The organism is Halalkalibacter okhensis (assembly GCF_000787375.1).
Taxonomy (GTDB): Bacteria; Bacillota; Bacilli; order Bacillales; family Bacillaceae_D; genus Halalkalibacter; species Halalkalibacter okhensis.
Genome location: NZ_JRJU01000010.1, coordinates 57776 through 70207, shown reverse-complemented (window position 1 = coordinate 70207; position 12432 = coordinate 57776). Strand labels below are relative to the sequence as shown.

The window sequence follows — 12432 nt, the reverse complement described above, 5'->3', positions numbered from 1 at the left end:
GTTATTATGAAAGCAAAATCACAATTACACGGCTTACCTTCTTACAAACCTGGTAAACCAATTGAGGAAGTCAAAAGAGAGTTAGGGCTTGCGAAAGTTGTCAAGCTTGCATCAAATGAAAACCCATATGGTGCATCGCCGAATGCAGCAAAAGCGATTCAAGAAGCAGCAACTCAAACAGCGGTTTATCCAGATGGATATGCAGCAGTAATTAGAGAAAAGGTAGCAGCTAAAATTGGTGTAAATGAGAACCAACTTGTGTTTGGTAATGGGTCAGATGAAGTTATTCAATTTCTTTGCCGAGCATTTTTATGTCCTGAAACAAATACGGTCACTGCCGATCCTACCTTTTCGCAGTACAAGCTAAATGCAACGATAGAAGGTGCTGAAGTTCGGGAAGTACCTTCAGTAAATGGTGTTCATGATTTGGATGCGATGTTAGAGGCGATTGATGACAATACTCGAATTGTTTGGGTGTGTAATCCAAATAATCCTTCTGGTACATATGTTGATGAAAGAGCATTTGTTAGCTTCTTAGAACGTGTTCCTTCACATGTTCTTGTTGTTTCAGATGAAGCTTATTATGAATATGTTACAGTAGAGGACTACCCAGAAACATTACCGTTATTGGAAAAGTACGATAATTTAATGGTCTTACGTACGTTTTCAAAGGCTTATGGTCTAGCTGCACTACGGATTGGGTATGGAGTCGCTAACCCATCGTTAATTTCACTTATTGACCCTGTAAGGCCACCATTTAATAATACGACATTTGCTCATGTGGCAGCAGTTGCAGCACTTGAAGATGATGCCTTTATATCCAGTTGTGTTGAAAAAAATACCGAAGCTTTGAAACAGTTTGAACAGTTTTGCAAGCAGCATGCCTTAAACTATTACCCATCGCAAACGAATTTTATCTTAATTGATTTTAACCGACCGGGTGATGAGATCTTTGACTTTTTACTAAAGAAAGGATTTATTGTTCGATCAGGTCAGGCGCTAGGTTTTCCAACGTGCGTCCGAATTTCAGTTGGAACTGAAGAAGAAAATAAAGAGTTGTTCACTGTGTTAGAAGAGATGTTGACTTCAAAGCCAGTTGGACAATAAGAAGTCGAAGGAAAATCGTCTTTCATGATGGGTGAGGGCACTGGAAAAGCGTTTTCTTTTTCAGTGCCCTCGAAGTAATGAACAAAGCCGCTGCTATTGGTATGAAAAGTATTCCACATCCAAAAGCCAGCTATCAGGGGTTACTCATAGAGGATTGCCATTTTTAGTTAATCGCGGCATGGAAAAGGTTTATTTGTACTTTTTTTAGTTGCTTCATTTATAAAGGGCGTTTTTTCTTAACACAGGGAAGGGAGCACAGCATGAAGCGAACGGTATTTGTCGTAGGCCTTGGACTCATTGGTGGATCCATCGCACTTGCTATTCGAAAAGAGCATGATGTACACATTCGAGGCTACGATATTTCAGGTGAACAATTAAAAGTAGCGTTATCATTAAAAGTGATTGATGAAGCGACACCTTCATTAAGAGAAGGAGTTGATGGAGCGGACTTAATTATTTTTGCTACACCCGTTTTAAAAACAGAGCAACTGGTACAAGAGATTGCACAGTTTCCATTAAAAGCTGGAGCGATTGTCACCGATGTTGGGAGCACGAAAGAACGTATTGTTAATAAGGCTAAACATTTACAACAAAAACAAGTCACCTTTATCGGTGGGCACCCAATGGCTGGGTCGCATAAAAGTGGTGTAGAAGCAGCGAGACCCCATTTATTTGAGAACGCCTTTTACATTTTGACCTCAGCAGAAGGGACGGATGTACGAGCCGTTATCCAGTTACAAAATTGGTTAAAAGGAACGAAAGCAACGTTTATCGAACTAACAGCTTCCCAGCATGACCGCTTAGCGGGAGCTATTAGTCATTTTCCACATGTAATTGCGGCTAGCCTTGTTCACCAAATCGCAAAAATAGAGGGAGAAGACCCGCTTGTTTCGAGGTTAGCTGCTGGAGGTTTTAGGGATATTACACGTATTGCTTCATCCAATCCTACGATGTGGAGAGATATCCTATTACATAATAAGGATAGTTTATTGCAACTACTTGAAGGATGGAGTCGTGAAATGGAATGTGTGAAGGCTATGATTGAAGAAGAAAGTGGAGATGCTATATTTACATATTTTCAAGAAGCAAAAGATTTTAGAGATGGATTACCTGTACGGAAAAAAGGGGCAATCCCATCTTTTTATGATTTATTTGTTGATGTACCTGACCATCCTGGTGTGATTTCAGATGTGACAGGTATACTTGCTCAGAATCAAATAAGTTTAACGAATATTCGTATTTTAGAAACGCGTGAAGATATAATGGGGGTTCTTCGGCTTAGTTTTCGTTCTGAAGAAGACCGAGAACGAGCTCAAATACATCTGCATCAAGAGATGTATGATACGTATATTTTATAAAATGGTCGCTTTAGTTTCGGGATTGAAAAGATAGGTAGGAGGAAAAAGATGAGTACTGCAATTGTGAAACATTCACAAGTAGGATTAAATGGAACCATTCAAGTTCCTGGAGATAAGTCAATCTCCCATCGTGCCGTTATGTTTGGGGCGATCGCAGAAGGAACAACAACAGTAGAGGGATTTTTGCCAGGAGAAGATTGTTTAAGTACGATTTCTTGTTTTCGTAAGTTAGGTGTTTCTATTGAACAAACAGAAGATAAAGTGACGATTGAAGGAAAAGGCTGGGATGGCCTTACAGAACCAAGTGAAATACTTGATGTAGGGAACTCTGGGACGACTACGCGCTTAATGCTAGGTATATTAGCAACTAGACCCTTTCACTCTGTTATTATTGGAGACGATTCAATAGCAAAACGGCCGATGGCTCGTGTAACAGAGCCATTACGTTCTATGGGTTCTGATATTGATGGGCGCCAGAACGGGAATTATACTCCTCTTTCTATTCGAGGTGGGGCTACAAAAGGAATCAAGTTTCAATCCAAAGTGGCAAGTGCGCAAGTAAAATCAGCCATTTTGCTCGCTGGGTTGCAAAGTGAAGGTGTTACATCTGTTTCAGAGCCGGCCTTATCTCGAGACCATACAGAAAGAATGCTTGAGGCATATGGTGTTGAAGTAAAGCGTGATGGATTAACGGTTTCTGTTGAAGGAGGCCAATCGTTAAAAGCTCAGCACATCGTTGTACCTGGAGATATTTCGTCTGCGGCTTTTTTCTTAGTTGCTGCTGCGATTGTTCCAAATAGTAACATTACCATTGAAGGCGTTGGTATGAATCCGACACGCTCAGGAATTATTGATGTGTTGCTAAATATGGGGGCGACCATGACTATTCAGAATGAAAGAGTGGTTGGTGGAGAGCCGATTGCAGATATTACCATTTCCACATCGGCATTAAAGGGGATTGAGATAGGTGGAGATCTGATCCCTAGACTGATTGATGAAATCCCTGTAATTGCCGTACTAGCAACTCAAGCAGAAGGGAAAACCGTGATTCGTGATGCTGAGGAATTAAAAGTGAAAGAAACAAATCGGATTGACACGGTTGTAAGTGAACTTTCTAAATTAGGTGCCAAGATTCAAGCAACAGATGATGGAATGATCATCGAGGGTCCGAGCTCATTAAAGGGGACATCAGTGAGTAGTTTCGGAGATCACCGAATCGGAATGGCCTTAGCGATTGCGGGTCTTATCACCGATGGAGATGTTCAAATTGGCCGAAGTGATGCCATTGCCGTATCGTATCCTAACTTCTTTGAGCATATTAAACAGTTACAGCAAGATAAATAGTAGAATTGTAAGGATGACGTATGAATAAGCATGCGTCATCCTTTTCTTTGATTTAGTAGGTTAAGGGGTTCAGGAAATGGGGGTGAAAGCCTAAATGGTAGTTAGGAGGGGAGTGTTTTTCGTAGATCCAAAAGAACAAAAAAAATCCTCATCCGAAAACGAAAGCGTTTTCAAATGAGGCCTTAGCAAAAAGCTAAAAATTGTATGGATAGGAGTGGAGAGAAACCATACGCTTACTTATTATTATAAACAGAATTATCACAATGTCAATACAAATATAAAAAATTCTGATTTTGGATCCTGCAAAAGAAAAAGGGTGTTTCTGTTCTCTTTTTTCATTTTCAGTCATAGCTTGTCTATAACAAGTCATTTTAGGAGGAATGGTGATGTATTTATTAGACAAGGTTATTAAAATTGATGAAGAACGAAATGAAACACGCTCGTATTTAATTGAGAACGGTCAAATTAATTATGTCACAACTTCTTTTGATAAATGGAACAAACAAAGGGTTACGATGTCAGGTATTTTGATGACCAATGGACGCGTTATGTATGATGACAAACTGCTTGAGTCCAAGGACTTTCAAGACTATCAGAATAGACAGAGCTTACTTATTAAAAAAGGCTGCACGGCTGTGGCGGTTGCTCCTAAAATCCAATATGCACGAGAAATTGAGGCGGTCTTTAAACGAGCCAAGCATGAAATGGCAAGTAGTACATTAGATTATGTAGTTGGTATGACGATTCCCATTTCATTATTGCGACCTGCAGTCCTTCGAGTGTGTCAACAGTTCCGTATTCCGTTTGTTAGAGTGGAAATTCAGTCATTTCAGCAGCTAAAAGCCATACCTTGGACACATATATCCCAAACATTATTAACTTATCCAACGGTACTCATTCCGGTCATAGCTCCATCATCGGATCGCTTAGAGATTGCATTGTTAAAGGAATGGATGGCTTATTGCTCGAACTTTCAAATTCACACAACAGACCCATTAGAGGTGCTTACATGTTGGAATAAACCTTTGCTTCAAAAAATGGGGCTGTATCCAAATAAAGGAACAATGCTTGCAGGAAGTGATGCTGATTATCTTTTGTTTCGTGATGAGCGGAAAGACCACATTCAATCCATCGATCAAAAAGTTGCACGAGGAGACAGGATTGTTTATTATGAAAAAGAACCTGATGTGGTCGTTTTAAAAGGTGAAATTGTTAAAACATATGAAACGATATCATTGAAGCCTGGATATGGGCGTCTTATTGACGTGATCCGACCAGGGAGGTTTTTGTCTTTACAAGATGTATCAGCTGAGGCGTATCAACAAGAAAATTACTTGTGATGATCTTAATGATTTATTACCGTCATTCATTTGAGTGATGGTTTCTTCTTTTTTTAAAAGGGTATAAATTAATTAATGTAGAAAGTATGTACGTATGCTGGTAATTAGATGATGGGGGATTTAAAATGAATGTACTTGAAAAGGCAATTAGTGCGATTGAAAGCGGCAGCGTAGAACAAGGACTTGAGCAGTTAGAAAAACTGGAGAAAAACGCTGACCACCAATTAAAGCATGAAATTGCAGAATTGTATCATGAATTAGGGCACGTGGAAAAATCAAAGAAAATAATTGATGAATTGTTAATGCTTTATCCTGATGAAGGTAGTCTTTATGCGTTTGCAGCTGAACTATTAATTGACATGGATCAGGAAGATGAAGCAATTGAATTGCTGTTAGAAATTAAAGAAAATGACCCTGCCTTTTTACAAGCACAGCTTCTATTAGCTGATTTGTATCAAATGCAATCTCTTGATGAAGTGGCTGAACAGAAATTACTTCTTGCTGCAAAGGCTGCGCCTAATGAGACGATTATTTCTTATGGTCTAGGGGAATTTTATTTAGAACGAGGGGACTACATAAAAAGCATTCCTTATTTGAAAAAAGCCGTTCATGCAAGCGATAGATTACCTAATATTCATGTAGAACTATTGTTAGCCGATGCGTATAGTGCTAGTGGCCAATTTGAAGATGCGTTAAAATACTACGAAACAGGATTAAAAAATCACCTCGATCCTAATGCACTTTTTGGCTATGGATTTACGGCTTATCAAGTAGGTGATATGATTTTAGCGATCGAGCAATTAGAAGCACTAATGGCATTAGACCCGGATTATTCAAGCCTTTATCCATATTTGGCGAAAGCGTATGAGGCGGAAGGGAAACTTGAAGATGCATTTGAAACGCTAGAAAAAGGAATGAAGGTTGATGAGTTTAACGAATCTCTTTATATTCATGCAGGGAAATTAAGCTTTAAGAAACAAAACCCAGTTGAAGGTGAAAAGCTCTTGCGAAAAGTGATTGCTCTTAACCCGTCCAATATCGAGGCGGTCCAAACACTCGCTGCCTACTTAAAGCATACAGAATCATATGAAGAATTACTCGAACTTATGGAGCATATGCGTGACTATGGTGAGGAGGACTCACTGTATACTTGGTATGAAGCAACCGCGTTAAAAGAACAGGACGATTATGAAAAGGCATATGAGAGGTATCAAGAAATTAAGGAATCTTTCCAAGACGATGTCGATTTCTTAGAAGAATACGGTTATTTTCTGCTCGAATATGGCTTGAGGGATCAAGCAATCACGAATTTCAAAAAAGTACTTGAGTTTCAACCTGAAAGGGGCGATATTGTTGAACTTCTTGAAAATATATAGGAATTTCGTTTTCGGAAAGGAAAATCAAAAAATTTAGCGAATACTAACATCATACAATCCATCAAATGAATAGTCATGAAATGAGAACGATGTAAGGAGGGGTGAAGCGTGGGCAACATCATTCCAGTTGTAGATAAAAAGGAGTTTCTTAAAACCTTTTTGCAACAGTTTGAATTAAAGAGACGTGAGTGTGCATGGCTACTAAATTATTTAATGAGTGATGATGAGTTAATGGAAAGAGTACATTTTGTTGAACAGGCTGCGCATACTCCAAAAGCTTTAATTATCTCAGCAAAGGGAGTGGACAGCATCCCATTTTCTTTCCATAAAGAAAAGCACATTACAACCGATGCAGAAAAAGCGTTCCACGATATTCGTTTGAATCAGACGGAGGACATTTATATCGAACTTCATTTTACTGGAGCTAGGCAATACCCACCATACTTAGTTGTTTTAGAAGACAACCCACATATTCCTGAGAATATAGAACTTGCAGTCGCTTTTCAAAAAGAGGCAGAGTGGTTATTAGACCGTTCTTTAAAGTCATTTAAAAAAGAACAATTGTTATTAGATATTGATCGTGCACTTGATGAACAAGATCAAAAGCGATTTAATGATTTAGTGCTAGAATTAAAGGAATTAGAAGAAAAATAGAGGCCTGGGGTGATTTTTCCTTTCTCTGCAGTGAGATCGAAACACTGTGGGAGGATGGCTAAAAAGTCACCCTTGAAATTTGTGTTGAATACGGAAGGTGTGTACATATGAAATGGCAAGCAACTGAAATGGATACTTATTTACAAGCGAAAGAATACGTTGATACAGCGATCATTCCGCTTATTCCCCTATCTTGGCAGAGAGAAGTGAAACAAACGGTCGCTATGGGCGAGTTTATTTCAATAATTACCAGTGAAGTTGAAAAACAATTTCATGGGAGGGTTGTCCAATTCCCATCATTTACTTATTTGAAAACAGAAAGCTTTGATAAGCGAATCATTCGACTAAGCGAGTGGAAAGAAGAGCTGCGAGCAGGAGGAATCAATCATATTGTTTACTTGACCTCTGATGGAGAGTGGAAAACGGTTGAAGGAGAATTAGTTGGAATGTTATTATGGATGCCAACGATTCCCCTTGAACATATGGACATGAATTATAAAAAAGACGTCATTAGTGATCAAATGAAACAGCTTATTCCTATATTAACGAACCAGTGGCAAGCGAAGTAATTCGATATTGTTTATGTATTCCAAGCTTTTATTTAACCTCTTTAGGGGTATTTAGAAGCTTGTTTTTTATGGATGAATGAATATGGAAAACTCGATCATTCGTGAGTTTTCAATGAGTTTTGATTATGTATCAGAATCTGTTATGATAGTCAATGATACTTTCCGCATAGTTGTGTTCAAATTTATGCCGAATTTGTGCCAGAATGCGGAAATTGTTGCGAATTCATTCGCGTTGTATTATCATGGGTATGTCCTAGTATAATATGTGCTTATTTTGTGCCCATTATTGGGTTTACCTTATTGTGTAAGGGGGGAAAACGAGTGAGTGAAAAAGACCACAGAGTTTCACGACGACAATTTTTAACGTACACACTTACAGGTGTTGGTGGTTTTATGGCAGCCGGTATGTTAATGCCAATGGCTCGATTTGCACTTGATCCTGCGCTAAAGGCTGGTGCAGAGTCAGACCTAAGGTTAGTATGTGATGTGGACGAGTTAACGGAAGAGCCGCAAAAATTTAGGTTTTCATTTAATCAAGTTGATGCATGGTATGAATCTGAAGTAACTCGTGAAGCGTACATCTACATACGTGATAACACGGTAACAGCTTTATCACCAACATGTACGCATTTAGGTTGTACAGTAGCGTATGGAACACAAGAACCGGATGAGTTCTTTTGTCCATGTCATTTCGGGAGATTTGACAAAGAAGGAATGAACCTTCCGGGTACGCCTCCACAACGTCCACTAGATGTGTATGATGTCGTAGTGGAAGATGGAAAAGTTTACTTAGGTCAAATTAATCAGCGAACATAAGGAGGGGCGTAATCGATGCTTCAAAAAATTTACGACTATGTTGATGAGCGTCTCGATATTACGCCAATGTGGCGCGATATTGCCGATCATGAAGTACCAGAGCATGTTAATCCGGCTCACCACTTCTCTGCGTTCGTGTACTGTTTTGGAGGGTTAACCTTCTTTATTACAGTCATTCAGATTTTATCTGGAATGTTTTTAACGATGTATTACGTACCAGATATCGTCAACGCTTATCAATCAGTGGCATACTTACAAAATGAAGTCGCTTTCGGTGTAATCGTTCGTGGTATGCACCACTGGGGCGCAAGTTTAGTTATTGTTATGATGTTTTTACACACGTTACGTGTCTTCTTTACGGGTTCGTACAAGAAGCCTCGTGAATTAAACTGGGTAGTTGGTGTCCTTATTTTCTTTGTTATGCTTGCATTAGGAGTAACGGGTTACTTATTACCTTGGGATATGAAGGCATACTTCGCAACAGCGGTTGTACTTCAAATTGCTGAAAGTGTACCGATTGTTGGTGGATTTACGAAAACGTTGCTTGCCGGCGGTGAAATAATTGGTGCGGCAACTCTTGCGCGTTTCTTTGCAATCCATGTCTTCTTCTTACCAGCAGCATTGCTTGGTTTACTTGCGGCTCACTTCTATATGATCCGTAAACAAGGTATTTCTGGACCATTGTAAAATTTACACTATGCTAAAAAGCTGACAATTGAAAAGGAGGGAACGAGATGGAACGTGGTAAAGGGATGAAGTTTGTCGGTGATTCTCGTGTCAAGGCAAACAATCGCAAACCCAATATTCCAAAGGATTATTCGGAATATCCAGGTAAGACAGAAGCGTTCTGGCCGAACTTCCTACTTAAAGAGTGGATGGTTGGTGCAGTATTTTTAATGGGTTACCTCCTCATTACGGTTGCTCACCCAGCACCGCTTGAGCGTATGGCTGACCCGACTGACGCTGGATATATTCCGTTACCTGACTGGTATTTCTTATTTTTGTATCAGTTACTAAAATATCAATACGCATCAGGTGACTTTAATGTCATCGGTACGATCGTCATGCCTGGAATTGCTTTTGGTGCACTTTTGCTAGCACCTTGGTTAGATACTGGGAAAGAGCGTCGTCCATTTAGACGCCCGATTGCGACAAGTATGATGATACTTGGTTTTATTTCTGTTTTTTACTTAACTTGGGAGTCAGTTGACCAGCATGACTGGGAAGCTGCTGCTGAGCAAGGTGCAATTGTAGAAGAAGCTGACATTAATACAGACGTAGAAGGATACGCTATTTACTCTTCTCATGACTCATGTATTGGTTGTCATGGTGACACAATGACCGGTGGAGCGGGTGGTCCATCACTTCTAGATACGGAGAAATCTCCTGAAGAAGTAATGGAAGTTATTACTAACGGTATTGGCGCAATGCCTGCTGGTCTATTTGAAGGAACCGATGAAGAGCTTGAAATTCTTGCTGAATACATCTCAGCGCACGGTAATCCTGAAGATGAATAAATGAAAAAGCTGACTGTTACAGTCAGCTTTTTTTGTACAATGTGAGTTACGAATTTTAAAAGGTGGGGAAAAGATGGGGAAACATGCACTCTCACTGTTTGGTCAAAAATGGGTCATTGTGGTCTTATTGCTCATAAACGTACCTGGGACAATAGCGGGTTATCTTTGGTATCAATCTCAACTTGAAATAACCCCGGCCCATTTCCTGCTATTTGTACCAGATAGTCCAACGGCTAGTTTATTTTTTGTGTTTGTGTTAATTGCGTTTTTATTGGGCCGCAATTGGCCTATAGTTGAAGCGTTAGCAGCTGTAACGTTAATTAAATATGGGATTTGGGCTGTAGCCATGAATTTGGCAGGTGGTTGGGCGGGAGATACGTTAACGTTCAATAACTATTTGTTAATCTTCTCACATGCAGGTATGGCCATACAAGCAGTTTTATATGCTCCATACTACCGCATGAAGGCTTGGCATCTAATTGTAGCCGCAGTATGGACTTTACATAATGACATAATCGACTATGTGTTTATGATGCATCCTTGGGTATCAGCTCGACTAATGCCGGACATAAACTTAATAGGTTATTTTACATTTTGGCTGAGTATTTTTTCAATTACAGTTGTTTATCTGTTGGGGGTAAGAAAAAATCGATTCACTCTTGAAATCAAATAATAGTTTGTCTCTCTTTCTTGGTCTACTCTTGTCCATTTGGTCATAGGATGTTATGGAGAAGAAGGAGGGACAAACATGCGTCAAGTAATCATGGCAATGGTTGCCGCACTCGTTTTAAGTTTTCCTATGAGTATTGAAGCGGATGAATCGACATCGCTACATACATGGAAAGAGCTAAATCACACATCAGACCAAATCCTTCAGTTAGTCAAACAAGAACAATTTGAAGAAGCTAAGCAATTGTTGGATTATTTTTCAGTTACATTTTTAGACGTTGATTTTCAGCAAGAAGGAATAACTATGACTTCGTTACGAACGGTTACTGGATCGTTTGAAGAGGCTGTTGAAGCGGTAACAGCTACAGGTATGGCCCTAGACCAACGTATTTATAAAGTAACAGCCTTTCGTCTAGCTGTGGATGCCTTATCAAGTGAGCACCATCCTCTTTGGTTACACACGGAAAAATCAGTCATGCAATCATTAGCACAAATGAAAGAGGCTGTTAAATCAGATGAGAATCAGGCGTATCAACATCGATTTAATGACTTTTTACGTCATTACAAAATGATACGACCGGCGTTGTTAATAAATCTTGAGCCACAGGATTTACAAAAAATTGATTCTCAAGTGACCTTTCTTGAACGTATGAGATCGGAAAGTCTAGATAAAGATAAAGTGGTCCCACACATTGAATTAATGGAAGCAGAGTGGACCAATCTTTATAACCGTGTTAAAGAAGATAGTGCAGACCCATCTCTATGGTGGGTGATGTTTACGATTGGCGGGATGATTACGATGTCTCTTTCATATGTAGGATATAAAAAATACAAAGCAGAAAAACAAAAAGTGCGTGTGAAAGAATAAGGTTGTGACAAAATTGTGAGAAATGCTTGGAAACACTGCTTTAATAGGCATTTTGTTTGACTTTGTTTGATGTTCAATTTAATATATTAGATAAGATCTAACAACAGGGGTGGTACATTCGATGGGTTTTATCGTTTATTTTATTCTTCTTCTCATTATTCCTATTTGGGCACAGATGAGAGTGAAGAGTGCGTACAAAAAGTACTCACAAGTCCAGGCTTCTTCTGGAATGACAGGAGCACAAGTCGCTAGAAAGATATTAGATGATAACGGCTTGTATGATGTACGAGTAGAAGAAACGCGTGGTACGTTAACGGACCATTACGATCCTCGTTCTAAAGTGGTTCGACTTTCAACGGACAACTATTTTGGGACATCGGTTGCGGGCGCTGCTGTTGCCGCTCACGAAGTCGGGCATGCAATCCAAGATGCTGAAAACTATGCATTTTTACGTTTTCGTCATGCTCTTGTTCCGGTAGCAAGTTTTGGGTCAAACGCGTCGTTCTTTTTAATTCTGGCTGGGATTTTAATGCAAGCTTCAGGCTTCATTCTACTTGGTATTGTTGCAATGGCAGCTGCTGTACTGTTTCAAGTTGTAACGTTGCCAGTTGAATTCAACGCAAGTAGCCGTGCAATGGAACAAATTGTATCAACCGGTGTGATTCGTAATGATGAAGAGCGTGAAACACGTAAAGTGTTAAATGCTGCAGCATTAACATATGTTGCTGGGGCACTTGTGGCTCTACTAGAACTCGTTCGATTCATTCTCATGTATATTGGTATGAATAGTGATGACTAAAAAGCTTGGAGCATT

13 protein-coding genes are annotated in these 12432 nt (G+C 39.5%); all 13 read left to right on the top strand.

What is annotated here, in order from left to right:
• Positions 1-6: 6 nt before the first annotated feature.
• The 13 genes from hisC (at position 7) to LQ50_RS09310 (ending at position 12417) form a co-directional block, all read left to right on the top strand.
• A complete protein-coding gene (gene hisC / locus LQ50_RS09375) occupies positions 7-1107 on the top strand; it encodes a histidinol-phosphate transaminase (RefSeq protein WP_034628499.1) in 1101 nt (366 codons plus the stop codon).
• 260 nt (positions 1108-1367) lie between these two features.
• Positions 1368-2465: a prephenate dehydrogenase gene (locus LQ50_RS09370; protein WP_034628496.1), complete on the top strand. Its 1098-nt coding sequence runs from the start codon at positions 1368-1370 to the stop codon at positions 2463-2465.
• Positions 2466-2513: 48 nt separating this feature from the next.
• Entirely contained in the window at positions 2514-3809 is a 1296-nt protein-coding gene (gene aroA, locus LQ50_RS09365; protein ID WP_034628492.1) for a 3-phosphoshikimate 1-carboxyvinyltransferase, read from the top strand.
• Positions 3810-4195: 386 nt separating this feature from the next.
• A complete protein-coding gene (locus LQ50_RS09360) occupies positions 4196-5149 on the top strand; it encodes a hypothetical protein (protein WP_034628490.1) in 954 nt (317 codons plus the stop codon).
• Between the two features lie 125 nt (positions 5150-5274).
• A complete protein-coding gene (locus LQ50_RS09355) occupies positions 5275-6525 on the top strand; it encodes a tetratricopeptide repeat protein (RefSeq protein WP_034628487.1) in 1251 nt (416 codons plus the stop codon).
• A gap of 108 nt (positions 6526-6633) precedes the next feature.
• On the top strand, positions 6634-7179 hold the full coding sequence (locus LQ50_RS09350; protein WP_034628485.1) for a ReoY family proteolytic degradation factor: 546 nt from the start codon (positions 6634-6636) through the stop codon (positions 7177-7179).
• Positions 7180-7286: 107 nt separating this feature from the next.
• A complete protein-coding gene (locus LQ50_RS09345) occupies positions 7287-7748 on the top strand; it encodes a YpiF family protein (protein WP_034628483.1) in 462 nt (153 codons plus the stop codon).
• 321 nt (positions 7749-8069) lie between these two features.
• Positions 8070-8564 (top strand): QcrA and Rieske domain-containing protein, encoded by a 495-nt coding sequence (locus LQ50_RS09335; protein ID WP_034628478.1) that lies wholly within the window; start codon positions 8070-8072, stop codon positions 8562-8564.
• Positions 8565-8579: 15 nt separating this feature from the next.
• Positions 8580-9251 carry a menaquinol-cytochrome c reductase cytochrome b subunit gene (qcrB, locus tag LQ50_RS09330; RefSeq protein WP_034628475.1) on the top strand — a complete coding sequence of 224 codons (672 nt, stop codon included), beginning with the start codon at positions 8580-8582 and terminating at the stop codon, positions 9249-9251.
• A 47-nt stretch (positions 9252-9298) separates the two neighbouring features.
• Positions 9299-10081, top strand: a complete 783-nt coding sequence (locus LQ50_RS09325; protein ID WP_034628472.1) for a menaquinol-cytochrome c reductase cytochrome b/c subunit — start codon at positions 9299-9301, stop codon at positions 10079-10081.
• Between the two features lie 73 nt (positions 10082-10154).
• Positions 10155-10754: a lipoprotein heptaprenylglyceryl N-acetyltransferase LhaT gene (gene lhaT / locus LQ50_RS09320; protein WP_034628469.1), complete on the top strand. Its 600-nt coding sequence runs from the start codon at positions 10155-10157 to the stop codon at positions 10752-10754.
• 75 nt (positions 10755-10829) lie between these two features.
• Positions 10830-11618, top strand: a complete 789-nt coding sequence (gene ypjB, locus LQ50_RS09315; RefSeq protein ID WP_034628466.1) for a sporulation protein YpjB — start codon at positions 10830-10832, stop codon at positions 11616-11618.
• A 121-nt stretch (positions 11619-11739) separates the two neighbouring features.
• A complete protein-coding gene (locus LQ50_RS09310) occupies positions 11740-12417 on the top strand; it encodes a zinc metallopeptidase (protein WP_034628464.1) in 678 nt (225 codons plus the stop codon).
• The last annotated feature ends 15 nt before the right edge of the window (positions 12418-12432 follow it).